The sequence below is a fragment of the Youxingia wuxianensis genome (assembly GCF_014385085.1).
In the GTDB taxonomy this organism is placed as follows: domain Bacteria; phylum Bacillota; class Clostridia; order Oscillospirales; family Ruminococcaceae; genus Youxingia; species Youxingia wuxianensis.
In genome coordinates this window covers 70679-96145 of sequence record NZ_JACRTD010000001.1, presented here as the reverse complement: position 1 = coordinate 96145, position 25467 = coordinate 70679, and the positions used below count along the sequence as shown (strand labels likewise).

Below are 25467 nucleotides of genomic sequence, written 5' to 3'. Positions count from 1 at the left end.
GTAGTGATTACTAATTATACCATATCACTCGCAAATTGAAAAGTGGCCTAATTTATGCAAAAACGCCGCCGAAATTACGGCGGCGTTGGATAATTTTACGAAGCGCTTTCCCGTCTGGCACGGGAGGCTCTGCGGGATGTTGTAAGCTGCAGCCGGGTAGGTTTTCTGGTTTCGTCGTACTCCATCTCCGGAGCTTTTCCCTCCTGGACGGATTCTTTTGTGACGGTTACCTTTTTCACCGTATATTCCGACGGCGTATTGTACATTACATCTGATAATGTCTCAATCATAATCGCGGAAAGTCCTCTGGCCCCAGTTTTACGCTCAATTGCCAACTGAGCAATTGCTTCCAAAGCCCCCGGCGCAAACTCCAGCTCGATATCATCCAAAGAAAACAGGTACGTATACTGTTTTACCATAGAGTTTTTCGGCTCGGTAAGTATCTTCACCAAAGCGTCCACATCCAAAGATTCCAGAACCGTCGTCTGGGGCAGTCGCCCTACAATTTCCGGGATTAATCCAAATTTTACAAAATCTTGAGGGGTGATTTTCTCCAAAAGCCTATCCCTGTCCACATCCCCTTTTAAGGTAGAGCCAAAGCCCAGGGAAGAGGTGTCCGTCCTGCGCTCAATGATTTTTTCAATCCCTTCAAACGCGCCGCCGCAGATGAACAGTATATCCTTGGTGTCCATCTGAATAAATTCCTGCTGCGGATGTTTTCTTCCGCCTTGGGGCGGCACATTGGCAATCGTCCCTTCCAGGATTTTCAGAAGCGCCTGCTGTACGCCTTCACCGCTGACATCCCGGGTAATGGAAGGATTTTCGCTTTTTCTTGTAATCTTATCGATCTCATCAATGTAGATAATCCCCTTTTGCGCCCGCTCCACATCATAATCCGCCGCCTGGATCAGCCGCAGCAGGATATTCTCTACATCTTCCCCCACATAGCCGGCTTCTGTAAGCGTGGTTGCATCGGCGATAGCAAAGGGGACATTTAAAAGTTTTGCCAAAGTCTGGGCTAGAAGGGTTTTTCCCACTCCGGTAGGCCCGACCATCAGGACATTGTTTTTTCTCAGCTCCACGTCGCCGCTTTCCCCAAAATAAATACGTTTATAATGGTTATAAACCGCGACGGATAATGCGATTTTGGCTTTTTCTTGTCCGATAACGTATTCGTCCAGCCGCTCTTTAATTTCCCGTGGCTTTAAAATGGTAATTGCGCTCTGTTCTGTACGAGCGGCTTTTCTCACGGGGGCTACATCGTCATCTAATACGCTTTGACAAAGCTCCACACATTCGTTGCAGATACAGACTCCCGGGCCAGCGATCAACCGCTGCACCTGGGCCTGCTGCTTTCCGCAAAAAGAGCATCGAAGTTCTCTTTGATCATCATTTTTTGCCATAGAGGCTTCCTCCTAAAGGTAAGTTTCTGCGCTGTTTGTTCTTTGCTGTCGTTTGGTAGTGAAAGATCATAAGTAACACAATATGCAACGCTTCTTTGAGAAGCGTTGCATATTTTACATCATCTATGAGCGATAATCTTATCCACCAAACCATAATTACAGGCGTCCTGAGCAGACATAAAATTATCCCGCTCAGTATCCCGTTCGATCACTTCCAATGGCTGGCCTGTCTGTTCCGACATAAGCCGGTTGAGCTTTTCGCGGGTACGCAAAATCCAATCCGTATGAATTTTCAGGTCTGTAGCCTGGCCCCTTGTCCCGCCAAGAGGCTGATGAATCATAATTTCCGAATTGGGCAGCGCCAGACGTTTTCCCTTAGCGCCGGAGGAAAGCAAAAATGCTCCCATCGATGCCGCCATACCAATACAAATGGTAGAAACATCACAGTTGATATAATTCATAGTGTCATAAATCGCCATCCCAGCAGTAACCGATCCTCCTGGACTATTGATATAAAGGCTGATATCCTTATCTCTATCCTGGCCTTCCAAATACAACAGCTGAGCCACGACCAACGCCGCCGAGGTATCGTTGACTTCTTCACATAACATAATAATCCTGTCATTGAGCAGACGAGAAAAAATATCATAGGACCTTTCTCCTCGGTTGGTCTGTTCAACGACCATTGGTACCAAACTCATTAATACATTACCTCCTATTGGTTATGTACCGGGAGGGCGCACCTTCGATCCTCCCCCTGCATTGAACAGGGCCTGGGTTCAAAGGAATAGCGCCGTTTTGCTTGACAAAACGGCCTCCGTACCCTAAAAAGGCCGGAAACAGGGAACCTTCCCCGCAGCTATGCTTATTCGGCGTCCGCCGGTTTTTCTTCTTTCACCTTTTTCGCTTTTGGCGCTTTTTTCGGTTTCTCTTCCCCATCCGCCGCTTTTGCTGCCTTGGTGGTTTTTTTCGGTTTCTCTTCCTCGCCTTCAGCGGACTTTGACGCCTTCTTAGCAGTCTTCTTCGGCTTTTCCGCCTTCTCTTTCTTTTCCGCTACCTCTTTTACCACTGCAGTGTCGCGTATAAGATCCAACGCTTTTCCGGAAGCAATATCCTTTTTGATCTCCTTTTCCGGAAGAAGCTCTTTTACCTTATCCGCTTCCATGCCGTAGCTCTCGGCAATCTTTTTGTATTCCGCATCCAGCTCTTCCTGGGTCGCGTCTAATTTTTCAACCTGCGCGATTTTTTCCAGCGCCAGTCTTGTTTTTACCTGGACATTTGCCTGCTCTTCGAAATTCTTGCGGAAAGCGTCCATATCTCCGCCGGTAAATTTCAGATAGGTTTGCAGGTTTAATCCCTGGGACTGAAGGCGGTATTCAAATTCCCGGATCAATTCGTCTACACGACGGTCGATCATGCACTGAGGAATATCGCCTTTCATATTTTCAATAACCTTTTCAACCAATGTGTTTTCCAGCTGAGTTTTGCTCTGTTCATCTTTCGCCTGCTGAAGTTTCGCTTTAATATCCTCTTTGAGCTGATCCAAAGTATCGAACTCGCTGATATCTTTCGCGAACTCGTCATCCAGTTCCGGCAGTTCTTTATTTTTAATCTCAAGAACCTTTACATTAAACACTACCGCTTTGCCTTTGAGATCTTCCGCATGATAATCTTCCGGGAAACTTACGTTTACTTCAAATTCATCTCCCGCGTTGTGCCCTACCACTTGCTCTTCAAAGCCAGGGATAAAGCTTCCGGAGCCAAGAACCAGAGGATAATCCTCCCCTTTCCCGCCGGCAAACGGCTTGCCTTCCAGAAATCCCTCAAAATTAATATGAGCGGTATCGCCGTTTTCGGCAGCTCTACCCTCTACAGTAATGATGCGGGCGTTCTGCTCTCTGCGGCGGTCAATTTCGCTGTTTACTTCTTCTTCCGTAGCAAGCAGAATGGTTTTTTCCGCTTTGATGCCTTTGTAATCAGAAACCTCTACTTCCGGTTTTACAGTTACAGTCGCCTTAAAGGTAAAGCCGTCCGCATCTACCTTTTCCACTTCGATATCCGCTCTGTCCACCGGTTCAATATCCGCTTCGTCTACGGCCGCTTCGTAGGCTTTTGGATACAGTTCATTTACAGCATCTTCATAGAAGACCCCTTCGCCATACATTTTTTCTATCATTTTGCGGGGAGCTTTTCCTTTTCTGAAACCAGGAATTTGAATTTTGGGAGCGTTCTTTTTAAATGCCGCGTCTACCGCTGCTTTAAACTCTTCTGCGCCGACCGTAATTTCCAATTCCACCTGATTATTTTCTTTTTTGTTTACCGCTGTCAATGACATCTTCTACTTCCTCCTGATAAGTTACTAAACTTAAACGCTGCCCTTCATTACAGACGGAGCAACTGCCCTCAAAAAGAGCGATATAAGCCCACTATCTTGTTATTATAGCAAATACGTATACACTTGCCAATAGATAAATTGTGAATTTCTTGTTTTTTTATTATTTTTCAATTTTCATGGGATCAAATTTTAAAAAATCACTGCTGATCAGTTGAAAATCGATACCCAGATAACTTCCATTTAACGCCCAGGCACAGGCCTGAGCGTGGAGATGTCCGTAAAAGCACCGAGTCACTCCGTACTGGAGCATCACATCAATAATCGGTCCTGAAATACACTCCCCATATACCGGCGGATAATGAAGAAAACATAACACCGGCAGGCCTGTTTCCTTTCCTTTTTCCAGCGACATTCCCAGCCGCAGCGCTTCCCGGGCAATAATCTTATCATCCTGAGGGTCCCCCGTTTCAAACAGCCAGCCCCGAGAACCGCAGATAGCCATTCCCTGCGCCACAACAGCATTATTATTGAGAATTTCCAGACTGTTTAATCCGTGGGCGTCAAAAAAGCTGCGCATCTTTCTCGCTGTGGTCCACCAATAGTCATGGTTTCCCTTCAGTAAAATTTTTTGCCCCGGCAGGCTTTGCAAAAACTCAAAATCCGCCAACGCCTCTTCCAGCGACATTCCCCACGAGGTGTCCCCCGACAAAACAACCGTGTCCTGAGGCGTAATTTTCCTCCGCCAGTTTTCTTCTATTCTTTTCATGTAATCCTTCCAGCCGCCGAAAATATCCATAGGCTTTGGCACCCCATAGGATAAATGCAGGTCGCCGATCGCATAAATGGCCAAACTCTCACCCTACCGCTTCTTCATATTTTTCAAAAAAATGATATGCGTTATCATAAAATATCTTATCTGTTGTTGCTCTCCCGAACTCAAACGCCATCAAACGGTAGAGCTGTTGTACCTTTTCCACGCTGTCCAGCCAGGCCGGCATATCCGCACCGTCATAATCGGAGCCCAGCGCCAGAGTATTTTCTCCTCCCAGCTCCAAAAAATGCTCCACATGCTTAAGAAGATCCTGCGGTTTTGGATTCTGCTGTCCGTTGATAAAGCCTATGTAGAAATTAAGTCCCACAATCCCGCCGGTTTGAATTATATACCGTATTTGGTCATCCCTTAAATTCCTTGGGTGGTCCCATACTGCCCGGCAGTTGGAATGAGAAGCCGCCATTGGGTATTTCGCGATCTTTGCCGCCTGCCAGAAACCGGCTTCATTTAAATGGGAGACATCTATTACAATGCGATTTCTCTCCATTTCCGAAATTACCTCTTCTCCAAAGGGCGTAAGGCCATGATCTGTACTATTTCCGCTGCCAATCTCATTCTCTCCGTTCCAGGTAAGCGTCATCATCTTGACTCCCAGCTTGGAAAGAAGCTCTATCCGGGATAAATCTCCCGCCAGCACGGAGCCGCCCTCTACTGTCAGCATGGCGGCAAACTTACCGCAGGCATAAGCCTTATCCAGCTCCTTTACTGAAACAACCTGACAAATTTGTTCTTGGTACTTCTCCATCTGCCTTAAAAAATAGCCGTGGTGACGCTGAAAATAATCAATTGCAGCCTGTCCCCGATATTCATCCGGCATAAAAATAGCATAACACTGGCACCAACAGGTATCCTGAGCAAGCCGATCGATGGACAGTTGAGTTGTGTTGTTGGCAAGCCCCAGCTTCTCCCGGCAAATTTCTACCACAGTATCACAATGCAGGTCAAATAAATACATCCAACCCCTCCGTATCATACGCCCCTGGAAGATGCTCCCAGCGCAGCACTTTATCGGGCGTTTCTTCCTGGGTAACAATCTCAAAAATATCAAACCTCGGCTGAAACCGCCCTGTATTATATATGCCCCGCTCCTGCAAATATGCCACCGCCGCCAGGACAATCCGTCTGCGCTGGGCCCGGCTTACAAAAGCGGCCGGCTGGGCAAAAGCCGTTTCTCCCCGCAGTTTTACTTCAATAAACGCAATCGTATTCTCCTTTTGAGCGATAATATCAATTTCACTGTGGCCGCTCCGCCAATTGCGCTGTAAAATTTCATAGCCCGTTTCCAACAGCTGCTGAACTGCAAATTCTTCCCCGCGGCTGCCGCGGCATTTGGCGCTTTCCATCACTTGTGCTCCAATATTTTTTTTAAAAAGGTGCGCCTATGTACCGGGGATATCCCATATTGCGCCAGCATCTCATAGTGAAGCTTGGTCCCATATCCTTTGTGCCGGCTAAACTGGTACTGAGGGTAGGCGTTATCCAATTCTTTCATATACCGATCCCGGGCGACCTTCGCTAAAATGGAAGCCGCCCCAATCGAGGCGCTTTTCCCATCGCCGCCGATGATGGTCTGAGTAACAATGGAAAATCCCGGATCCTGGTTTCCGTCCACCAAAGCCAAATCCGGCTGGGGGGAAAGTCCTGCGACCGCCCTGCGCATGGCCAGTAAAGTAGCCTGCAGGATGTTCCTTTCATCAATCTCCTGAACACTGGCGGTTGCGATACAATAGGAAACGCACTTCTCAATAATGATATCGAAAAGCGCTTCCCGTTTTTTCTCACTCAATTTTTTAGAGTCGTTAATGCCTTCGATCTCCATTGCTCTGGGCAGGATCACTGCCGCGGCGTATACGTCGCCCGCCAGCGGCCCCCTCCCCGCTTCATCAACACCGCACACCGCGGTATACCCCTGATCATAGGCAATCATTTCATATTCATACATACCTTTATCCTTCTGTAGGCGGTGATTCCAAGCTTATACGGCCTAATTTCCCGCTGCGAAACTCATCCATTACCATAATCGCCGCCCGTTCCGTATTTACTTCCCCGCCGGAAATGAGCATCCCCCGCTTCTTTCCTACCAAACAAAGCAGCCCATAGGGATCCAATCCCTCGGTTTCTTCGTCTTGAAGGCGGAAGCGTTCTCCAAGATATTGGGGGTATTCTTCATTGAGCAGCCATAACAGCCGCATCGCCAGCAGTTCAATATCCAACACATCATCCTTTACCGCACCGGTAAAGGCAAGTCTTTCTCCTACCGCCGGGTCCTCAAATTTGGGCCACAATACCCCCGGCATATCTAAAAGATCCATCCCGCCTTCTAACGCAACCCATTGACGGCCGCGGGTAACTCCAGGCCGGTCCTCCACTTTAGCCCGTCGGGAACCGGCAAGCCGGTTGATAAAGGAAGATTTCCCCACATTTGGTATCCCCACCACCATCATTCGGATCGGCTTGCCTGACATGCCCTTTTCTTCCCGTCTGCGCAGTTCCTGGGACAAAGCGCTCCGCACCACCGGCATCAGAGATTTTAGCCCCTTGCCGCTGCGACAGTCGGCAGCAATGGCCGGAATACCTTTAGAGGCGTAATAATCGCACCAGGCTTTTGTAACTTGTTCGTCCGCAAAGTCGCATTTATTCAAAATAATCACACGGGGTTTCTCCCCGACTAATTTATCGATCTCCGGGTTCCTGCTGCTCATAGGGATACGGGCGTCGATTAACTCCACCACAATATCCACCAGCCGCAAACTTTCTTTCATCAGACGGCGGGTTTTCGCCATATGCCCTGGAAACCATTGTATCGACGGCACGGGTGCCGCGGGAAAATTCATCTGTTCCATGAAAGACCTCCTATTTTATCCAGAGGGAAAAATCGAAAGACAGATTTCCCCATTACTCTTCGCATATCCACCATACCAATGTCGCTGTGACGGCTGTCCTTCGAGTCGTTGCGGTTATCCCCTAAAACAAAAATGCAATTTTCCGGTACAGTAAGCGGAAACTCCACATCAAATTGAAGATAGGTAGGTTCCTTGACATACGGCTCTTCCAAAGCCTGTCCATTTCGATAGACGATTCCTTTTTCAAAGTCGATATCCATCTCGTCCCCCGCCAGGCCGATCACCCGCTTAATCGCCGGTTCCTCTTTGGTGTGGGTGCGGTCCACATTAACAATGTCCCCATAAGTGACATTCGTTCTTTGAATTTTTTGCAGCACCAACCATTCTCCCCCATACAGGGTGGGTTCCATAGACGGACCGGATACCATGGTCGCACGAAAGAAAAAGGTAAAAATAATCATCATTGCCGCAACAACAAACACCATAGTTTCCACATATTCATACAGTTCTGTCAACCGGCCTCTTTTGTCTTTCCCAGCCATTAAAATCCTCCTGCCCTGCTAAATGGGAAAAAGCGAAAAATTACTTTTCCCATAACCCGGCGCAGATCCACCATCCCCACCTCGTCGCTTCGGCTGTCCAGGGAGTGGTTTCGGTTGTCCCCCATAACAAAAATAGCGTTTTCCGGGATAGTAACCGGAAACTCTACCGTCTCTTCCTTAAAGGTAGGCTCGTTAACATACGGTTCCTCCAGCGCCGTTCCATTGCGATAGACGATTCCCGCATTAAAATCGATATCGATGGTGTCCCCTTCTTTGCCGATGACGCGTTTAATAATCGGCGGGTTGTTGGTATTTGTTCTATCCACCACCACAATATCCCCGTATTCCGGATCGGTATACCCGATTTTCTGAAGAAGCAGCCGCTCGTTTTCATAAAGCGTGGGATTCATGGAAATCCCTGATACGGTAGCCGTGCGGAACAAAAAAATAAATACTACCAAAATCAGTACTACGGCAAATATACAGGATTCGATCCACTCATATATTTCCTTAACAGCGTCCGGAACGGCCTGCTCTTTATCGTTAAGGGAATTTTCTATGTCGTAATGATAAATATCCTTCTCTTTCCCGCTGTGGTCAGAGGCCGGCTTATCAAAGCTATAATAGCTTTCGTCCGCAGGTTCCCGGCTGTTTTTATTTTCAAAATCATCTTTGTTATATTGATACATTTTTATTCACCACTTTAAAAAATCAGATAGTATATTATATCATTTTTCAAAACGGCTTTCAACCGAGTCAAAAAATGTCCCTTTTGCTTGTAAGTGTTAGTACGGCTTTGTTCTCCGTATTTATTTCGTCAACAACGCCTGGGATTAAAGACATTAAATCTGATAAATTTTCATCCGCCACAGAGTTCTCGTTTCCATGCTGCCTGTCCTGATAGGGCTATTCCGCCGAAGATTATAAAACCTTCCAGCAGAAAAACCCAAAAAACAGAAAAAACAAAACGGGACGTCAACGACGTCCCGTTTTTAGTTATACCATTAGCGAATGATTTCTTTAACTTTCGCAGCTTTACCAACTCTGTTACGCAGATAGTAGAGTTTGCCTCTGCGGACACGACCGCTTCTGATCAGTTCTACCTTTTCAACGTTAGGCGAATGAATCGGGAAAACTCTCTCTACACCGCAGCCATGGGCAACGCGGCGAACGGTAAAGGTTTCGGAAACGCCGCCATGTTTTTTGGCGATAACGGTTCCTTCAAAAGCCTGAATTCTTTCTTTTTCGCCCTCTTTGATCCATACGGAAACACGCACGGTATCACCGATGTTAACTACGGGCATTTCAGTCTTCATGCAATCGCTGGCAATGTGCTTTAAAGCATCCATTGATACTTCCTCCTTTGTATTTCAGACATTCATTCCCATGAGTTATGGCAGAGGACTGTCCGCTTTGATGTTCAGCCATCTTTTGGCTGGGCATAAAGTCCCGTTGCAAGGATACAACGTTCATTACATGCTTATATACTATACCATACCCAAAATGAGAAATCAAGTAGTTTTTATACAAAATCTTCTAATTCCTCAGTTAAAATCCGGGTCCGCACAATTTTCATCCAGTCCGGAACCCTGCCGCTTTGGGCGGCAAAGGCGTTCAGGACCAGGGTAGGGTTAATATTCAGAGACGTACCCGCCGCCGCACGCATAACCATGGTTACCGCATTTCTCTCCCCGATCAATTTCTGGATGGAAAACAGCGGTTTTAAATCGATTGTTTTTTCCCCTTTTTTTGTACGCTTGCTGGTTTCAATGCAGCTCTGTCCGCAGAAAGCCTCAAACTCTTTTGCCACTTCCTCTCCGGACAGGCAGTCGTATTCCAGCTGGATATCATACTGTGCCCAGCGAATTGCTTCCGGCTTAGTTACTGCCAGTACCGCCTTATATACCCGCAGCCCCTCAGGAAACACCCGATTAAGGCTTTCGATAATCTCTTGAGGATCTTTATGCTCCGTAAGGCGAAAATCCATACTCTCACATTCGCTTTCAAATCCTAAGGATAAAGGCAGTGCAAAAGTGAGGTAGATATGGGGATTAAATCCCAAGGTATACCATACAGGAAGACCGGAACGTTTTATCGCCCGGGATATGCACCGCACAATATCCAAATGAGAAATATATTTAATCCTGCCTTTTTTCTCAAAAAACACCCGGACGGTATCTGCAAACAGCTCATTCCCCAAAGCACGCACCTCCCAACAGCCGATTGGCTCCGCAGCCAGAACATTTCATCCGGCAGTGCGGAGTGGGCCTGTCCTCATAGGCAAGCTTGTTTTCCCGGATCAAAAACGCTTTTGTAACTCCATAATCCAAATGATCCCAGGGCATGACTTCTTCATAGCCTCTGCGGCGCAAAGCATAGAAATCCAAATCCACCCCGCATTCTTTCGCGGCGTTTGTCCAGCGTTGAACCTCAAAATGTTCATTCCAGCCTTCCAGGTTTCCTCCGTTGCGCCAGGCCGTCTCAATTACCGGGCAAAGTCTCCGGTCTCCCCTAGCCAGTACCGCCTCTAAAAAGCTGGTAATACTGTCGTGATATTTTATGGAAATTTTTTTACTCTTTACCGTATCCAGTAAACGTCTCTGCTTCTCCTGAAGCTGGGCCCGGGTATCCTGCGGCTCAAATTCAAAAGGTGTAAAAGGCTTGGGCACAAAGCAAGCGCAGCTGACGGTCACATTGACCCCTTTCCCTTTCGGTTTCGTAGGCAGACTGTAATACAGGTCCACCACCTTCTGCGCCAGATGCACAATCCCTTCAATATCTTCCATCGTTTCCGTAGGAAGGCCCATCATAAAATACAGTTTCACCGAGGTATAACCGCCCTCAAAGGCGGTTTTGCAGGTATTGAGCACCTCCTGCTCGCTGACGTTCTTATTAATCACGTCCCGCAGACGCTGTGTACCCGCTTCCGGAGCGAAAGTCAGTCCGCTTTTACGCACCTTGGCAATCTGTTCCATCAGCCGGGGGGAGAAATTATCCACCCGCAAAGACGGCAAAGCGATATTAACGCTTTCCTCCGTAGTCCACGGGAGCATTTTATCCAGCAGCGGTTCCAGTTTGGAATAATCGCTGGTACTCAGAGAGGTTAAAGATACTTCGTCATAACCGGTATTTTTACACAGGTCCATTGCGTTTTGATTGATCGTCTCAAATTCCTTTTCTCGAAACGGCCGGTAAATAAATCCCGCCTGGCAAAAACGGCAACCGCGGATACATCCGCGAAGCACTTCCGTCATAGCTCTGTCATGAACAGTATCGATAAAAGGAACCACAAAGTTTTTCGGGTAATAGACCTTGTCCAAATCCTTAATGATCCGTTTGTGAACAATTTCAGGCGCGCCTTCCCTCGCGGTCACCTTATTTATAGTGCCGTCCTCATTATAGGAAAAATCATAAAAAGAAGGGACATAGATCCCTTGTATCTGGGCAGCCTCCTTTAAATAACGCGGCTTGTCCCAGCCCTCTTTTTTTCCTTTCTGATACAGATCAATCAGTTCCAGATTGACCTCTTCCCCCTCGCCTAAAATAAACAGATCGATAAAATCAGCGATAGGTTCCGGGTTGCAGGCGCATGGCCCTCCCGCTACTACCAACGGCGAAAGAGCCTTTCTATCACAGGATTTTACCGGCAGACCGGCCAAATCCAACATATTTAATATGGCGGTATAGCTCATCTCATATTGAAGGGTGAAACCAATAAAATCAAAATCCTTAATGGGTTCCAAGCTTTCCAGGCCCCATAATGGGATTTTCTTTTCCCGCATAATTTTTTCCATATCCGTATCCGGAGCGAATACCCGCTGACACCATACATCCTGCCGTTCATTCATCAGTGAATACAGAATTTTCATTCCCAAATGGGACATTCCTACTTCATAAAGATCAGGAAAGCAAAAAGCAAACCGAACGTCCACTTGGTCTTTGCTTTTCACTATGCTTCCCAGTTCGCCCCCAATATAACGCGCAGGCTTCTGCACCTGTAAAAGCACCCGTTCCAGCGCTTTTTTCACATCCATCCATGAAACATCCTCTCTGCGGCCCATCCCGGACGCTGGTTATAATCATACTATAACCGCACATTGTTTGCAAGGGTCAGCCCTTCCATACGCAGTAGGCCAGATACACGCTGGTAAATAGGAGAGTCATATTTCTCTCAGGGGCTCCCAGCAGATAAAAAGAAAGAGCGAACATGGGTGTTAGCACCATAAACCCTAAAATTCTTTGGAGTATCCGCACCCAATAAATCTTATCCTCCGGCAGCATATGGAAAAGAAATGATTTTACAATCTGTCCCCCATCCAGCCGGCCCACCGGGAGCAGGTTAAATACCGCCAGAAGAATATTGACTGTCAAAAAGGCCGCCAAGGTTTCTGAAAAGACCGCAAGCATCTGGAGTATTATCCCGCAGATGGCCGCCGTCAGCAGATTGCTCCCCGGTCCTGCGGTAAAAATAAATATTTCCTGAGCATAGGAAAGGCGGTTTTGTCCCTGATTTAACTTGATCCCGAAAGGGTAAAATCCCAGTGACACAATAGGGGCCTTCACCGCTCTCATGGCTAATATATGCCCTCCCTCATGAATTACTATCGCCGCCAGTGCCAGCAGCCCGATCCCCATCCGGTCCAAAAGCATATATAATGCGATCACTGCAAAAAACTCGAAGGAAAAGCCTACTTTTATTCCCCGCAGATTAAATTCCATAACCACTCATCCCGCTAAGCACCCATGCCGGGTTATAATAAACTCCATCTTTGGAAATTTCAAAATGCACATGCGGCCCAGTAGAAATTCCCGTGCTCCCTACCGTGGCGATTTTTTCTCCTCTGCGCAAATTTGTCCCTGTCTGCACCAGGATAGTCTCACAGTGGCAGTAAGTAGTCTGCAGGCCGCCGCCATGGTCAATCGTCACATAATTTCCATAAACAGAGGACACGTCCACCTCCGATACCTGCCCAGGCAAAGGAAGATAAATCCCGCTGCCCTTTACCGTCGCAATATCTACACCCCGATGAAAGTCCGGGCTTTCTGTAATGGGGTGCTTACGATAACCATAAAAAGAAGTTACTTTCCCACTAGTCGGCGGCTGTATACCAGCGGAGAGGCGAATGGGGGACAGTTCGCAGGAGGAAGGGGGCGATTTCATCTCCTCTTTTCCCAACCCCATCCAGCCGCCGGCGCCTGTCAGCTCGGCATGTCCCAGGATTTTTTCCTCTTCTGCCGAATTTTCCGCCTTTTTCAGCCCCAATAATTCCGGCCAGCGAGAGATCTTTTCCAGATAACCTGCTGCCGTTTGTACCACTGTATCATAATCCGGCAGTTTTAAGGATACTGGAAACTCCACTGTTTCTTCCATAATAAGGAATTTAAATTTTTGTGAAATTTCCTCCATAAAGGGAAGATTTATTTTTCCTGATGCCCATGATACGGTTATTAGTATAATACATACGACAATCTGCGCGGTTAAAATTATCAAATAAGGATCTTTTGCCGCCGGTTCCCGGCGGGTTCTTCTGGCGGCAGGGCGGAAGGTAGTTCTTGTACGCTGATGTATCATATTTTTTCTCTCCGATCTTTTTATCGTCACAGTTTTGTCCTATTTCCAGTTTATGCGGCCGGAAAGAAAAAAATGAAAACAGCCCGTCATAAAATATGACGGGCTGTTTGAGCAGCTTACTTCTTTTTATTTTTAATATATTCATCGATGGAAGCCGCTGCTTTTTTGCCTGCCCCCATCGCCAGGATTACTGTGGCCGCGCCGGTAACCGCATCGCCGCCGGCATACACGCCCTCTTTGGTGGTCGCCATATTTTCATCGGCGATCAAGCAGCCTTTTTTGTTGGCCTCCAGACCTTCGGTGGTAGTGCGGATCAGCGGGTTGGGAGAGGTCCCGATAGACATAATGACTGTATCCACATCCAGCACAAAGTTGGAACCTTTCTTTTCGATCGGACGGCGGCGGCCGGAAGCGTCCGGTTCGCCCAGCTCCATCTCTACACATTCCATGCCGGCAACGCTGCCATTGCCGTCGTTTAAAATCCTTACCGGATTGTTTAAAAGCTTAAAGATAATGCCCTCTTCTTTGGCGTGGTGAATTTCTTCTTTTCGTGCGGGCATTTCCTCTTCTGAACGCCGGTAAACAATATATACGTTTTGAGCACCCAGACGTTTAGCGCACCGGGCAGCGTCCATGGCCACGTTGCCGCCGCCAACCACCGCTACTGATTTGCTCTTTTTGATCGGAGTGTCATAGCCCTCCATATACGCTTTCATCAGATTGATACGGGTAAGATACTCGTTAGCGGAATATACCCCCATCAAATCTTCCCCTTCAATATTCATAAAGCTGGGCAGTCCTGCGCCGGAACCGATAAATACCGCCTCATAGCCCTGTTCAAACAGCTCGTCTACGGAATTTACCTTTCCAACCACCATATTGGTCTGGATGTCTACCCCCATCTTTTCCAACTTGTCAATTTCTTTGGCGACAATCTTTTTGGGAAGACGAAACTCAGGGATCCCGTACACCAGCACTCCTCCGGCTACATGAAACGCTTCCAATACAGTTACTTGATATCCCATTTTCGCCAGATCGCCTGCGCAGGTAAGGCTGGAAGGGCCGGCGCCTACAACAGCCACTTTATGTCCGTTAGGCTCCGCAGCTTTTATCTCATCCGTCCCATTGGCCATATGCCAGTCGGCTACAAACCGTTCCAAACGCCCGATTCCTACCGGTTCGTTTTTAATACCGCGGACGCACTTGCCTTCACACTGGCTCTCCTGGGGGCATACGCGCCCGCACACTGCCGGCAGGGAGTTGGTCTGGGCAATCACCTGATAAGCGCCTTCAAAATCCCCCTGTGCTACCTTGGCGATAAATTCCGGAATCTGCACGTTTACCGGACAGCCGCTCACGCAGGGACGATGTTTGCATTGAAGACAGCGTTTTGCTTCCTCCAGGGCCATTTCCGGCGTATATCCCAAAGCCACTTCTTTAAAGTTTTTATTTCGTACGTCCGGGGCCTGTTCAGGCATAGGACATTTATTCGGAGTCATATTAGCCATGGCGTTTTCCCCCTGTTAAGCGGCAGACATGCTCGCTGTCATGCTGCTCTCTTTGCTTATAAATAGTATTTCTCTGCATCAGCTCATCGAAATCTACTTTGTGCCCGTCAAAATCCGGACCGTCTACACAGGCAAATTTGGTTTCCCCGCCAACCTTCACGCGGCATCCGCCGCACATACCGGTGCCATCCACCATAATCGGATTGAGACTGACCAATGTTTTAATGCCGTAAGGCTCCGTGGTCTTTGAAACAAACTTCATCATCACCACCGGCCCGATTGCGATCACTAAATCATAACCGGCGCCTGCTTCAATAAGGGATTTGAGTTTGTCGGTTACAAATCCCTTTTCCCCATAGCTGCCATCGTCTGTAGTAATATACAGATGTTTGGAAACCGCCTTCATTTCCTCCTCCAGGATAACAATATCCTTGCTGCGGAAACCGGCGATCAAATCTACTTCAACGCCCATGTTATGAAGCGCCTTGGCCTGAGGATACGCAATCGCGCAGCCCACACCGCCGCCAATAACACAAACTTTTTTTACTTCGCCAAAATGCGTAGGAGTTCCTAACGGCCCTACAAAATCTAAAATATCGTCTCCTTCTTCCAACTGGTTGAGCAGTTTGGTAGAAGCGCCCACAATTTGAAAAATAATAGTGACGGTCCCCTTCTCCCGATCATAGTCGGCAATAGTCAGCGGGACCCTTTCTCCATGCTCGTCGACCCGAAAAATGATAAACTGCCCTGCCTGGGCTTTTTTGGCGATATGGGGCGCTTGGACCTCCATGAGAGTCACCGCGTCGTTTAACCGCCGTTTTTTCACGATTTTATACATATCCTCACTCCTAATATTGAATACAAAACGCCTGCCTTTATCAAACATTTTGATTATAGCATTTTTTCAATTAGTTGCAATATATAAGATTGCCAAACCTTTAACAATCATAAAAGGTTTGGCAAATCTATAAAAAATTCAGATATAAACTGCTGTGATTTTATACGTTATTATTCTATGGTAAACTCGCAGTACGCCACATATTTTCCATCTGAGGAAGATGCTGTAATTCTGGCCCAGCCTCTGTCCACCCCAGTAATTGTAGCGTATCTGCTGTCGGTGGGGTCCACCTTTACGGTAACCACGTCAGTATCCTTACTTTTCCATACCACCTGTCCGCTAAAGTTTCCGCTTACCTCGGCAAAAAGATCATAGGTATCTCCTTTGTCCATGGTAACCTCAGAAGAATCCAGCACAATATCCCCCTCCCCGGAGGAGGAACCAGAAGAAGCCTTTACGGTGATAGTAATCCGATCATACGCGTCCCCGCCGTCGTCTGCCAAAGCAGTAATCTTCACCGTGCCTTCCTTCACTCCTTTGACCTTGCCGGAAGAAGTCACAGTAGCGATACTGGTATCGCCCGATTCCCAGGATACTTTACTGGGGTCCGCATTGGAAGGGCTTAGTTTCGCTGTCAGAGAGATTACCTTCCCCACTTCCACCGTATCGCTGCCGCTGATTGTAATATCCTGAATTTTAGCGTTTCCTCCGCCGGGACCTACCGTTACTGTACAGCTGTCCGTATAGCCGCCGTCTCTAGTTTTTACCGTGATCTTACAGGTTCCTTCCTTTATTCCAGTAACCCTGCCGGAACTGCTTACTGTCGCGATGGCCTTGTTGGAAGAGGACCAGGTAACTTCCTGGTTGCCTGCATTGCTAGGTTCAATTTCATAATCCAGGCGATAGGTTTCATCTACCTGAATTGTGATCTTGCTGTCGTCTAATGTGATATCTGTAACTTCCCCGTCGTTTCCAGATTCTTCGGACTCTTCGTCCTCGTAATCTTCCTCCTCTTCGTCCTCGTCATAGCTTCCTCCGCCGGAACCAACCCCGGCAAGATAGGAATTGATCGCATTGGCAATTCCATTTGCAATCTTGGTCTGTGTTTTGGATCTGATCAGACGAGTATATTCGTCCTCGTTGGTTAAAAAGCCTAGTTCCGCCAAGGTGCAGGCAAACTGGGATTCCCGGGTCATATAATAAAGTCCACTTTTTCCGCCCCGATTATCTGTATTCAAAGCTTTGGCAATTCCGGAGGATACATTGGACGCCAATGCTTTCTGGAAGGAATAGAAATAATAGGATTCGCTTCCCGTCGCGCTGGAATTTACCGAAGAATTACAATGGATGCTTACCAATACCTGAGGGTTAAACGTTCTGGCCGTGGCCATTCTGTCCGCCATCGTCGTACCTGGAGAAAGCATTTTTACCGTCGCGCCTTCGTCCTGCAAAACTGCTACCAGTTTTTTCGCTACCGCCAGGTTGATGTCTTTTTCATCCTGTCCCGGATAAAATCCCAATGCACCCGGATCGTCTCCGCCGTGACCCGGATCTACCACAATTCTCGCCCCGCTCAGGCCACCGGGGGAGTTGTTGAAGCGAAACACCAACTCAGAATCTTCATAGTATGCCTTATATCCTAAGAACCCACCGCTTCGCTTGAGTTTCAGCGTCAGATTGGAACCATCCCAATTGGCGTCGGTAAACAGCAGGTTATTGCTTAAAGACTGGGATTTTGGCACGGTGGAGGTATATTGGAACTTAAAGGTGATCTGGCTTCCATTGTATTCCACCAAATATGGAATTTTCTGTCCTGTGGTAAGACGCACCGTAGTATACGCCCCGGAGGACTTAATACTCATCCCGGTGATTCCGTTGTTGTCCGGCATGGACCCGCCGGTGGTAATATCACTGGAATATACCCTTACTCCTGACTGGAGCTTCCAATAGCTATAGGTTTTTTTGCCGTCCTTATAAATAATCTCGTCCCCGTAAGTCATATCCACCGTCCCTTTGGGCAGCGGATAATAGGCGGCGCTGGAATTGTCGTTCAAACTTTTCACCGGGAAGGTTTCCGCCTGCTCAGCAATAACCTGTACCACCGAACCGTCGCCCAGCTCGGCTTTTTTATTTACGGTGACGGAGGCGCCTTCCAAAGACATTGTGGTGCCTTCGCTGGTTCCAGAAACAACGATATTTCCTAGTTTTACTGCCGACTGACTGGCAGAAGGGGCGGTAAAGGTGCCGGTAAACAGCTTGTACTGGCTGTCCCGGTCGGTATCATCCCCGGATTCTTCCGAAATAGTCAAAGGCACCGTCTGCCCGTTAATCGTAGCGGAAACCGTGGCGTTTTCATACGCCAACGCAGAAATAGACACTGCCATTCCGCCGTCTACATTAATGCTGCCTACCGGGGTGACCTCTTTGAGTATTTGTACGTCGCGGGTAATATTGTAAGTATACTGCCGGCCTTTGTGCGCGATTTTAAAAGTATTTAATCCCGGCTGCAAATCTTCCAGTATGGTAAAATAGCCATTTTCGTTGGTCGGGATTTTTTCTCCATTTAAAGTAACTTCAAAAGTCGGGTCGGAAGCTCCCGAAAAAGTGACGGTAGGTTCCTTGGTTTTAAATTCCAGCAGAGCCGGTTTTGCCAACGCCAGCTGGGTCAGGATATGCTCCGCCTCAATCTTGTCGTTCATATAGCTCAGCATGGTGCTGACGCCGCTTCCTACGTTAGCGGAAAGCGCCTTCAGGGAATCAAACGCGCTTCCGTCGGTAAGACCGATTTTTTCCATAGCGATTACCTGCTGCGTCAGTTCATCCGGAGCGTACCAGCCAGTTTCCCCGCTTCCCGCTTTGCTGACCGCGTGCATCATATATACTGGTATCCCAGCTTCCGACGCGGTATCCGCCCACCACTGGGCAACATTAGTAAAGTTAGCTTCCTTTTCTGTGGTGGATCCGAAATTTTTGACCATAACAAAATCTACCAAGCCCTGCTCTACATAGAGTTTGGTATCCGCATTTCCTATTCCTAAGGCGGTAAACTGCGTTTCTGTTTGCGAGCCCATAGGATTAGCGAGGTTATTTTCCCATACCGCGTCCGCCAAAAGTCCCACTTGAGTTCCGGGGGCCCGGCTGCGCACCGCTTGTTTTGCGGTGGTAATCATCGCCTGCGGTACCTGGCGCAGATAATTGTAATAACCGATACCGCCGCCATTTTGATTATAGTTGGCATAGGTATGCTCGTCCGCCTGATTATAATAATTGTTGAGCAAGACCCCGTCCGGCTCATATGTTTCTACAAATTCTCCTATCGCCTGGGCGATCATATCCAGGGTGTCTCCGTCGGCACTGGCCGCTTTTACATGGTTGCCGGAGCTATCCGAGATATCCGATACGTCATAGGAGGCGTATACGTAAAGATCCATTTCCCGGGCTTTGTCAGTGATGTACCGGGTACAATCCATCGCCGCCGGGGCCATGGGAAGCACCGAGGAAGTAAATAGCACGTCATCATAATACTTGGTGTCGATAATAATGGAGTTCATTCCCAGTTCTTTTGCCTTGGTCAGCGCCGTATCAATTTGGGAAGCGAGGGTTTCTTCACTGTCACTTTCGGAAGTCATAAAGTCCCGTCCGGCAACCAGCATTACCCCCCGCATTTCGTTTGGCACATTAAAAAATACGGGTTCTTCTTCCGGTTCCGGCGGTTCCTCTTCCTGCACAGGAAGTTCCTCTATATCGTCAGCGGGATCATCTCCAGATTCGTTCTCGGATTCTTCCGATAGGTCCGAACTGGAGTTTTCCTGCTTTACTCCCGCCCTGTCGCTGCTGATCACCGCCAAAACGCCGGTGACTAAGGTCATGACTAAAAACATGACCGCTATTATCACAGCAAGGGACTTTTTGCTTGATGGTTGATTCGCCACCTGCGTACCCCCCGACTATTTCTACTTCCTTTTATTTAAAAAGATCCTTGAGATTTTCATTCTCATCGCTTACTTGCTGGGATTCCACGCCAAACAGGGAATCATAACTATACATAGCGACCCCCGTTACTTTGGAAAATCCGCGGGCAGTATCCACCATCCGCGCTAGAATATCCTGCGTCTGCAGCCATTCATTTTTTCCCTGATCTCCGGCCCATTGGTCTGCCGCGCCCAGTTTATATGCAGCAATGCCCACATACATATCAATGCCGTTTACTTTGATCAGGTTGTTCCATTCATTGACGGTCGCAGTAAAAGGATAGGAAGCATTGTTAAATCCATAATAAATCTGCGGGCAGATATAATCCACATATCCCGTATTGGAAAGCCAGGTAGCAACATCCGAATACTGAACATCATAATTGTTGGAGATACTTCCTGCCGGGCTGATTCCAAAAAGTACAGAACTGTCAATGGCTTTAATAGCGCTGTACACCTGCCGCACTAAAATATTTACATTTTCCCGCCGCCAGTTAGCTAAACTTTTTCCAGTTCCGGAATTATTATATGTGGTCCGGTCAAACGCTTCGTCAGTAGTGGGATAAAAATAATCGTCAAAATGAATCGCGTCCACGTCGTAGTTCTGAACGATCTCTTTCACACCGCTGACAATTAATTCCCTTGCCTGTTTACTTCCAGGGTTATAGTAAATGCCTCCGTTATATTCCACCACTGCGTCGCTTCCCTCATCCAGCCAATCCTGGGCCGGATTGTCAGCGCATAAAGGTTTGCTGCTGGTACGGATACGGTAAGGATTGATCCATGCTTCAAACCGCAGCCCTTGCTCTTTGGCAGCGCTGATCATCACCTGAAGCGGGTCGTATCCTGGATCATGTCCTTCGCTCCCGCTTAAAAGATAGGACCACGGAAAATAATCCGATGGATAAAGCGCATCCCCAAATGGACGTACATGTACAATTACAGTATTGTATCCCGCTTCCTTCACCTTTTTAAAAGCAGAGGCGATATTACTGGAGAAAGTAGACTGGGATTTATTTTTGATCATTGGCTCTAACGTAAGATAGGATAGCCATACGGAGCGTACTTCCCCAGGCGCCGCCTGCTTTGAATTTGTGGAAATATCTACCGGCGTATCCGGCTGAGAGGAAGCGCTTTGGGAAGAAGGGGACGTCTGAGACGCCTGTGCCTGGGATGTTTCCTGCGAGGATGAAGCCTCCAGGGAAGAAGAAGGCTCCAAAGAAGAACTTTCTTCCTCTAAAATCACCTCTTCCTGGGGATCCGGCACCTCCACGCCATAAACGCTTTCCTCTTGGGAACGGTCTAAATATATTTCATCCTGTGATGCTGTCATATTTACGGTGCTGTCATTGCGCTCTGAACTTAGACAGCCGGTAAACAAGGTGGATACCACCAATACCGACAGTATAACGGAAATTACTTTTTTCATCATTGGTACCCTTTCTACACGATAACTCATTGTAATTTTACACTTTTCGACACGGTTGGTCAATAGTTTTATCCTGGACACCTTGACAATTTCAACTATTTGTATACAATTTTCTTATACAACTTTGATTTACCAGAATAGGAGTTTTTGTATGTTCTTTATAGGTATATTCGGTACGGATTCAAAAGTAGTACCTCTTGGACAAATATCCCCTCTGGTTTGCCCGGTTTGTGGGGCAACAGCTCCTATGCACCTGTGCCGGCGGTATCAATATTTCCATTTTTTCTTTTTGCCGCTGGTCAAATTCAACAGCCTCTTTCTTGTTACTTGTCCCGGCTGCGCCAGCGTTTTTTCCCTAGAGCCGGAAAAAGGAAAGGAAATCTTAAAAGGTGCGCCGGCCACGGTGGTCCCCGGAGATCTTACGCTTATGAAAAACAATTTAACTCCCCGGTGTCCCCGCTGCGGCCAGCTGCTGCCCAAAGACAGCTCTTTTTGTAATAAGTGCGGCGCACCCCTTTAATTACTGCAATAAAAAAGAACCTGCCCTGTTTTCAGGGCAGGTTCTTTTTTTATTCTGAAAGCGGGCTGTCCACAATACTTTCGCACAGCCGTCTAAGATAATTGGCGGCACAGGAAAGGGTAAGCGCCGCGGCTAATCTCTCTTCCGGGTTGGCAAGGTCTTTTTCCTCAGGTTTTAAGATGTCCCGCACTATTTCCGGCATCCGCCGCCTGATCTCTTCCTTGCTGTCCAGATAATTTGTATATACCCGCTCATAGTTGAGCGGCTGCTTTGTACACGGGGAAACCAGAGTATGTACGTCGCTCATGGCCAGCATCTGCTTTAATCTGTAGATGCACAGCATCTGCATCACATGTTCTCTAGAATATTTTTTCCCTTTTACGGGCATAATAAGATGCTCTTTACTATAGTTATTGATCATAGTCTTAGTAAGAAGCTTATCTTCTGGTTTTCGTTTGTTTCCTTCCAGACCGTCGTTGACCAAGGTTAAAATCTGATCCATATATAGGTCGATCTGCGGGATATCCTGTGGATACAGGTCCATATCATTAAACGCCGCGTCGATCAAAGAATCCATTGTCTGCATAATGTTCCCCCTTCTATGCGCTTTTTTATATTCTACAAGATAAATTATTAAATTTCAACTGTACTGTTGTAATTTCCTCAAAATATGGTATTATTAACTTGTTTAGTAGTAATTAAAACTATATTATAAAGAGTTGGTGACCTTCATGCCTCCTATTTTTAAAAAAGCCCGGGATCCTATCAGCAGTTATACCCATTTTTTGGGCGCCGGACTTTCCCTGGTCGGTATCGCTTTTATGATCGTTAAACTGACGCTGGAGCAAACCCCTGGGACGATTACAGTAATCTCCACTATACTGTTTTGTCTTTCTTTAATCGCCCTATATCTCTCAAGCGGAATTTATCATTATTCCAAAGCGCCGGAAAAAATTATCCGGCTGCTTCGCAAACTGGATCATTCCATGATTTATGTACTCATCGCAGGCAGCTATACTCCGCTTCTTTTAACGTATCTGCCCTCCCCGAATAATATAATCTTTACCGCAGTCATGTGGGGGCTGGCGTTTGCCGGCATTCTTTGCAAGCTGTGCTGGATTGACGCTCCCCGTTGGCTGGGGACCTCTTTGTATATTTTAATGGGCTGGGCCATTCTGGTGGATCTGCCCGCTTTAAACGCGATGGAACCTGGCGGAATTTTTCTATTGGCCCTTGGAGGCGTTCTTTATACCATCGGCGGGGTGATCTACATGATCAAAAAGCCGAATTTCTCTGAGATCTTTGGGTTTCATGAGCTGTTTCACATTTTTGTAGTAGCTGGAAGCTTATGTCATTATTTTATGGTTTACTTTTATATCGCCTGATGGTATTCTTTTCCTGTAATCTATGACAGGATGTGTAGTTGTATGAATTATAAAATTTCTGCGTTCACAGTACTTCTTATCGGTATAGTTTTGGCCGCTGTACTGTTTTGGTATAATTTTTCCAACGCCCCGGCAAATCTCCCTACTCAACTAACATATGACCCGCCTCAAATCTTAAATCCCCATCCGGATCTGGAGGGGGTGCAGGTCAATGTGAATACGGCGGACGCGCAAGAGCTTCAGCTTTTGCCCGGGATTGGCCCGGTGACGGCTGAACGGATTATCTCCTACCGGGAGAAAAACGGAAATTTTACTGCGTCTGGCGATCTGCTGAATGTAGAGGGAATTGGCGAGAAAACATTGGAAGCCATCGAAATTTATATTGTATTCGGGTAAAAACCGCCGCCGGATCGTTTGATCCGGCGGCGATCGCTTTAGTTTTTCTGTTTATCAGAGGCGCTGTCCTGCTGATTGCTTATCAGGTGAGAATCTTCCTCCTGCTGCTGGGAAAGAACCTGGGTGATTAAAGAGCTGGTAATCTGTGCGTTAGGATCTACATGCGCCTGATTTCCATGCAAAACCCGATCCGGTTTCTTCTTTTTCATAGGATCCTCCTGTCTCATTTTTTTGTTTTATTAGCGTTTGCGTTTTTTTGTCCTTTATGCCAAAGTATGTCGGTTGGAAAAATTATGTAAACAATTCAGCGGGTTTTGGTAAGTTCTCTGTTGACATTTACTTATCCATATAGTATAATAACACTCGTCGCTTGAGTTTCAGGCTGACAAAGGCATATCGTGGGAGCTTAGCTCAGCTGGGAGAGCACCTGCCTTACAAGCAGGGGGTCACAGGTTCGAGCCCTGTAGTTCCCACCATTGTTGGCCTGGTAGTTCAGTTGGTTAGAACGCTAGCCTGTCACGCTAGAGGTCGTGGGTTCGAGCCCCATCCAGGTCGCCATTTTGCCTTTGTAGCTCAGTTGGTAGAGCAGAGGACTGAAAATCCTCGTGTCGTTGGTTCGATTCCGACCGAAGGCACCATTTCTGCGGGTTTAGCTCATCTGGTAGAGCGCCACCTTGCCAAGGTGGAGGTAGCGAGTTCGAGCCTCGTAACCCGCTCCATAAAAAATGATCCTGTCTTTTTAGACAGGATCATTTTTTATGCCAATTTTCCAATTACTATTCGTACAACGAACAAAAGCACCGCAAAACACAGCATGACCGCCAGCAAAGTTTGCGCTACTATCACATCCACAAAGCCAATAAACATCGCCGCCACATATAAAAGGCACAAAAATAAATACCCGGTTACCGCCCAAGTGCGCTGGCGAAGATAACGGTTGCGCTCATCGAACATAGCGGTTTGCTTTTCCTTCATCCTCTGCGGGCTTTTCAGGGTGTATACAGAAATAACAATGGTGGATATTCCCGCGCCAATCAGTCCCAATCCCGTTCCCAGATAAAATCCCCTGGCAAAAGGATAGAGATATAACAAATCCGTATTTTCTGCAACGAGCGACAGAGATACCGCCCCCGCTCCCAAGAGAATGAAAAGTGCGCTGCAGATAATCTTTACTTTCAGCCTTTTTGAAAAAGGCATCTCCATTAATTTCCCCATGATTATTCCTCCTTAGCAAAGTCGTTTTGTTTACCAATTTATTTGTTTGATATTTGTGTATTTACCCCCTAAACGGGATAATTGCACCTGAAATATGCCCTACAAAATATATCATGCCAATATGAATAAGAAAGCAGCCGATGAGAAAAACTGCAGCAGCCATTTTATTTTTTGTTAGCTCACATACCTTTTTCCAATAACTCCCCATAATCCATATTTCAGACGCAAAAAACAGGATATACAGCAAATTGTGTTTGAATAAAAATGCCATGTTGGAAAGTGCATAATTGATAATAATATAATTTACAGACTCCACAAAAACTTCAAGCCACTTTACTATTTTTGTTCTCACATCATTCACTCCATATCAAATAAGAAGATCTGTTCTATCGTTTTTCCAAAATATACGGCGATTTTATGTGCCAGCTGCAAAGAAGCGTTATATTTCCCGTTTTCCAGGGAGATAATTGTCTGCCGGGTTACGCCTACCGCCTCCGCCAATTCTTCCTGCGTAATTTTATTTTCCTTACGAAGGGCGCTGATTGTATTGTTCACACTTTCCTTCCCCCTATATTGCAAATGTAAAGTTTTCATTACATTTATAGTATAGTTTACTTTACATATAATGTCAAGTTAGTTTTACATTTTTTTATAAAAGAAGAGGCGGAAAAATTTTCC

27 protein-coding genes and 4 tRNA genes are annotated in these 25467 nt (G+C 47.0%); 7 read left to right on the top strand and 24 right to left on the bottom strand.

Translation table 11 applies throughout. From position 1 onward, the window contains the following. Positions 1–95: 95 nt before the first annotated feature. The 19 genes from clpX to H8705_RS00415 all read right to left on the bottom strand — a co-directional run bounded on the left by clpX (position 96) and on the right by H8705_RS00415 (position 21276). A complete protein-coding gene (gene clpX, locus H8705_RS00505; RefSeq protein ID WP_262393921.1) occupies positions 96–1403 on the bottom strand; it encodes an ATP-dependent Clp protease ATP-binding subunit ClpX in 1308 nt (435 codons plus the stop codon). A gap of 119 nt (positions 1404–1522) precedes the next feature. Continuing rightward, positions 1523–2104 (bottom strand): ATP-dependent Clp endopeptidase proteolytic subunit ClpP, encoded by a 582-nt coding sequence (clpP, locus tag H8705_RS00500; protein WP_262393920.1) that lies wholly within the window; start codon positions 2102–2104, stop codon positions 1523–1525. Positions 2105–2268: 164 nt separating this feature from the next. Continuing rightward, on the bottom strand, positions 2269–3738 hold the full coding sequence (gene tig / locus H8705_RS00495; RefSeq protein WP_262393919.1) for a trigger factor: 1470 nt from the start codon (positions 3736–3738) through the stop codon (positions 2269–2271). Positions 3739–3898: 160 nt separating this feature from the next. Continuing rightward, positions 3899–4588, bottom strand: coding sequence for a metallophosphoesterase (locus tag H8705_RS00490; RefSeq protein WP_262393918.1), 690 nt, complete (start codon positions 4586–4588; stop codon positions 3899–3901). A 4-nt stretch (positions 4589–4592) separates the two neighbouring features. After that, a complete protein-coding gene (locus H8705_RS00485) occupies positions 4593–5525 on the bottom strand; it encodes a dipeptidase (protein ID WP_262393917.1) in 933 nt (310 codons plus the stop codon). Then, positions 5512–5913 (bottom strand): YraN family protein, encoded by a 402-nt coding sequence (locus H8705_RS00480; protein WP_262393916.1) that lies wholly within the window; start codon positions 5911–5913, stop codon positions 5512–5514. The genes H8705_RS00485 and H8705_RS00480 overlap by 14 nt, the downstream gene beginning before the upstream one ends. Further along, a complete protein-coding gene (locus tag H8705_RS00475) occupies positions 5913–6512 on the bottom strand; it encodes a ribonuclease HII (protein ID WP_262393915.1) in 600 nt (199 codons plus the stop codon). Before H8705_RS00475 ends, H8705_RS00480 begins: the two co-directional genes overlap by 1 nt. 4 nt (positions 6513–6516) lie before the next feature. After that, the gene (gene ylqF, locus H8705_RS00470; protein WP_262393914.1) at positions 6517–7413 is read right to left on the bottom strand and encodes a ribosome biogenesis GTPase YlqF; all 897 of its coding nucleotides are present in this window, start codon (positions 7411–7413) and stop codon (positions 6517–6519) included. Continuing rightward, positions 7401–7955, bottom strand: coding sequence for a signal peptidase I (lepB, locus tag H8705_RS00465; protein ID WP_262393913.1), 555 nt, complete (start codon positions 7953–7955; stop codon positions 7401–7403). Before lepB (H8705_RS00465) ends, ylqF begins: the two co-directional genes overlap by 13 nt. Further along, complete coding sequence (gene lepB / locus H8705_RS00460) at positions 7955–8644, bottom strand: signal peptidase I (RefSeq protein WP_262393912.1); 690 nt, start codon at positions 8642–8644, stop codon at positions 7955–7957. The genes lepB (H8705_RS00465) and lepB (H8705_RS00460) overlap by 1 nt, the downstream gene beginning before the upstream one ends. A gap of 315 nt (positions 8645–8959) precedes the next feature. Further along, a complete protein-coding gene (gene rplS / locus H8705_RS00455) occupies positions 8960–9304 on the bottom strand; it encodes a 50S ribosomal protein L19 (protein ID WP_262393911.1) in 345 nt (114 codons plus the stop codon). A 173-nt stretch (positions 9305–9477) separates the two neighbouring features. Then, on the bottom strand, positions 9478–10155 hold the full coding sequence (locus H8705_RS00450; protein WP_262393910.1) for a TIGR03936 family radical SAM-associated protein: 678 nt from the start codon (positions 10153–10155) through the stop codon (positions 9478–9480). Beyond that, positions 10145–11989, bottom strand: a complete 1845-nt coding sequence (locus H8705_RS00445; RefSeq protein WP_262393909.1) for a TIGR03960 family B12-binding radical SAM protein — start codon at positions 11987–11989, stop codon at positions 10145–10147. Before H8705_RS00445 ends, H8705_RS00450 begins: the two co-directional genes overlap by 11 nt. A gap of 76 nt (positions 11990–12065) precedes the next feature. Beyond that, positions 12066–12674, bottom strand: a complete 609-nt coding sequence (locus H8705_RS00440) for a metalloprotease (RefSeq protein ID WP_262393908.1) — start codon at positions 12672–12674, stop codon at positions 12066–12068. After that, positions 12664–13527: a M23 family metallopeptidase gene (locus tag H8705_RS00435; protein ID WP_262393907.1), complete on the bottom strand. Its 864-nt coding sequence runs from the start codon at positions 13525–13527 to the stop codon at positions 12664–12666. The genes H8705_RS00440 and H8705_RS00435 overlap by 11 nt, the downstream gene beginning before the upstream one ends. A 116-nt stretch (positions 13528–13643) precedes the next feature. Next, positions 13644–15035 carry an NADPH-dependent glutamate synthase gene (gene gltA / locus H8705_RS00430; RefSeq protein WP_262393906.1) on the bottom strand — a complete coding sequence of 464 codons (1392 nt, stop codon included), beginning with the start codon at positions 15033–15035 and terminating at the stop codon, positions 13644–13646. Continuing rightward, the gene (locus tag H8705_RS00425) at positions 15028–15873 is read right to left on the bottom strand and encodes a sulfide/dihydroorotate dehydrogenase-like FAD/NAD-binding protein (protein ID WP_262393905.1); all 846 of its coding nucleotides are present in this window, start codon (positions 15871–15873) and stop codon (positions 15028–15030) included. Before H8705_RS00425 ends, gltA begins: the two co-directional genes overlap by 8 nt. 170 nt (positions 15874–16043) lie before the next feature. Then, entirely contained in the window at positions 16044–19805 is a 3762-nt protein-coding gene (locus H8705_RS00420; RefSeq protein ID WP_262393904.1) for an N-acetylmuramoyl-L-alanine amidase, read from the bottom strand. Between the two features lie 31 nt (positions 19806–19836). Further along, on the bottom strand, positions 19837–21276 hold the full coding sequence (locus H8705_RS00415) for a glycoside hydrolase family 10 protein (RefSeq protein WP_262393903.1): 1440 nt from the start codon (positions 21274–21276) through the stop codon (positions 19837–19839). 148 nt (positions 21277–21424) lie between these two features. Between H8705_RS00415 and H8705_RS13680 the strand changes: the two genes are divergently transcribed. Next, positions 21425–21793: a zinc ribbon domain-containing protein gene (locus H8705_RS13680; RefSeq protein WP_392392052.1), complete on the top strand. Its 369-nt coding sequence runs from the start codon at positions 21425–21427 to the stop codon at positions 21791–21793. Between the two features lie 49 nt (positions 21794–21842). Here H8705_RS13680 and H8705_RS00410 read toward each other — a convergent pair whose 3' ends face one another. Beyond that, entirely contained in the window at positions 21843–22379 is a 537-nt protein-coding gene (locus tag H8705_RS00410; RefSeq protein ID WP_262393902.1) for a DUF1836 domain-containing protein, read from the bottom strand. Between the two features lie 145 nt (positions 22380–22524). Between H8705_RS00410 and trhA the strand changes: the two genes are divergently transcribed. Continuing rightward, positions 22525–23178 carry a PAQR family membrane homeostasis protein TrhA gene (gene trhA / locus H8705_RS00405; protein WP_262393901.1) on the top strand — a complete coding sequence of 218 codons (654 nt, stop codon included), beginning with the start codon at positions 22525–22527 and terminating at the stop codon, positions 23176–23178. Positions 23179–23220: 42 nt separating this feature from the next. Next, positions 23221–23574 carry a ComEA family DNA-binding protein gene (locus tag H8705_RS00400; RefSeq protein WP_262393900.1) on the top strand — a complete coding sequence of 118 codons (354 nt, stop codon included), beginning with the start codon at positions 23221–23223 and terminating at the stop codon, positions 23572–23574. Positions 23575–23612: 38 nt separating this feature from the next. Here H8705_RS00400 and H8705_RS00395 read toward each other — a convergent pair whose 3' ends face one another. Beyond that, entirely contained in the window at positions 23613–23783 is a 171-nt protein-coding gene (locus H8705_RS00395) for a hypothetical protein (RefSeq protein WP_262393899.1), read from the bottom strand. Positions 23784–23974: 191 nt separating this feature from the next. Here H8705_RS00395 and H8705_RS00390 point away from each other — a divergent pair. From H8705_RS00390 to H8705_RS00375, 4 genes are all read left to right on the top strand, one after another. Continuing rightward, positions 23975–24050 (top strand) — tRNA-Val (locus H8705_RS00390). A gap of 5 nt (positions 24051–24055) precedes the next feature. Beyond that, positions 24056–24132 (top strand) — tRNA-Asp (locus H8705_RS00385). A 4-nt stretch (positions 24133–24136) separates the two neighbouring features. Next, positions 24137–24212: transfer RNA gene (locus H8705_RS00380), tRNA-Phe, on the top strand. Positions 24213–24217: 5 nt separating this feature from the next. After that, a tRNA-Gly gene (locus tag H8705_RS00375) sits at positions 24218–24293 on the top strand. Between the two features lie 37 nt (positions 24294–24330). On the opposite strand, the gene H8705_RS00370 is transcribed toward H8705_RS00375, so the two are convergent. From H8705_RS00370 to H8705_RS00360, 3 genes are all read right to left on the bottom strand, one after another. After that, complete coding sequence (locus tag H8705_RS00370; protein ID WP_262393898.1) at positions 24331–24789, bottom strand: hypothetical protein; 459 nt, start codon at positions 24787–24789, stop codon at positions 24331–24333. Between the two features lie 61 nt (positions 24790–24850). Beyond that, the gene (locus H8705_RS00365; RefSeq protein WP_262393897.1) at positions 24851–25141 is read right to left on the bottom strand and encodes a hypothetical protein; all 291 of its coding nucleotides are present in this window, start codon (positions 25139–25141) and stop codon (positions 24851–24853) included. Between the two features lie 5 nt (positions 25142–25146). Next, positions 25147–25383 carry a helix-turn-helix transcriptional regulator gene (locus H8705_RS00360; RefSeq protein WP_392392051.1) on the bottom strand — a complete coding sequence of 79 codons (237 nt, stop codon included), beginning with the start codon at positions 25381–25383 and terminating at the stop codon, positions 25147–25149. Positions 25384–25467: the final 84 nt, after the last annotated feature.

Coding starts and splice junctions, on each gene's coding strand:
- H8705_RS00395 (WP_262393899.1), bottom strand. CDS start 23,783: ATGAAAAAGAAGAAACCGGATCGGGTTTTGCATGGAAATCAGGCGCAT.
- H8705_RS00435 (WP_262393907.1), bottom strand. CDS start 13,527: ATGATACATCAGCGTACAAGAACTACCTTCCGCCCTGCCGCCAGAAGA.
- H8705_RS00425 (WP_262393905.1), bottom strand. CDS start 15,873: ATGTATAAAATCGTGAAAAAACGGCGGTTAAACGACGCGGTGACTCTC.
- H8705_RS00475 (WP_262393915.1), bottom strand. CDS start 6,512: ATGTATGAATATGAAATGATTGCCTATGATCAGGGGTATACCGCGGTG.
- H8705_RS13680 (WP_392392052.1), top strand. CDS start 21,425: ATGTTCTTTATAGGTATATTCGGTACGGATTCAAAAGTAGTACCTCTT.
- H8705_RS00440 (WP_262393908.1), bottom strand. CDS start 12,674: ATGGAATTTAATCTGCGGGGAATAAAAGTAGGCTTTTCCTTCGAGTTT.
- clpP (WP_262393920.1), bottom strand. CDS start 2,104: ATGAGTTTGGTACCAATGGTCGTTGAACAGACCAACCGAGGAGAAAGG.
- lepB (WP_262393913.1), bottom strand. CDS start 7,955: ATGGCTGGGAAAGACAAAAGAGGCCGGTTGACAGAACTGTATGAATAT.
- clpX (WP_262393921.1), bottom strand. CDS start 1,403: ATGGCAAAAAATGATGATCAAAGAGAACTTCGATGCTCTTTTTGCGGA.
- H8705_RS00415 (WP_262393903.1), bottom strand. CDS start 21,276: ATGATGAAAAAAGTAATTTCCGTTATACTGTCGGTATTGGTGGTATCC.
- gltA (WP_262393906.1), bottom strand. CDS start 15,035: ATGGCTAATATGACTCCGAATAAATGTCCTATGCCTGAACAGGCCCCG.
- rplS (WP_262393911.1), bottom strand. CDS start 9,304: ATGGATGCTTTAAAGCACATTGCCAGCGATTGCATGAAGACTGAAATG.
- trhA (WP_262393901.1), top strand. CDS start 22,525: ATGCCTCCTATTTTTAAAAAAGCCCGGGATCCTATCAGCAGTTATACC.
- H8705_RS00410 (WP_262393902.1), bottom strand. CDS start 22,379: ATGCAGACAATGGATTCTTTGATCGACGCGGCGTTTAATGATATGGAC.
- H8705_RS00400 (WP_262393900.1), top strand. CDS start 23,221: ATGAATTATAAAATTTCTGCGTTCACAGTACTTCTTATCGGTATAGTT.
- tig (WP_262393919.1), bottom strand. CDS start 3,738: ATGTCATTGACAGCGGTAAACAAAAAAGAAAATAATCAGGTGGAATTG.
- H8705_RS00485 (WP_262393917.1), bottom strand. CDS start 5,525: ATGTATTTATTTGACCTGCATTGTGATACTGTGGTAGAAATTTGCCGG.
- H8705_RS00370 (WP_262393898.1), bottom strand. CDS start 24,789: ATGGGGAAATTAATGGAGATGCCTTTTTCAAAAAGGCTGAAAGTAAAG.
- H8705_RS00445 (WP_262393909.1), bottom strand. CDS start 11,989: ATGGATGTGAAAAAAGCGCTGGAACGGGTGCTTTTACAGGTGCAGAAG.
- ylqF (WP_262393914.1), bottom strand. CDS start 7,413: ATGGAACAGATGAATTTTCCCGCGGCACCCGTGCCGTCGATACAATGG.
- H8705_RS00360 (WP_392392051.1), bottom strand. CDS start 25,383: ATGAAAACTTTACATTTGCAATATAGGGGGAAGGAAAGTGTGAACAAT.
- H8705_RS00480 (WP_262393916.1), bottom strand. CDS start 5,913: ATGGAAAGCGCCAAATGCCGCGGCAGCCGCGGGGAAGAATTTGCAGTT.
- lepB (WP_262393912.1), bottom strand. CDS start 8,644: ATGTATCAATATAACAAAGATGATTTTGAAAATAAAAACAGCCGGGAA.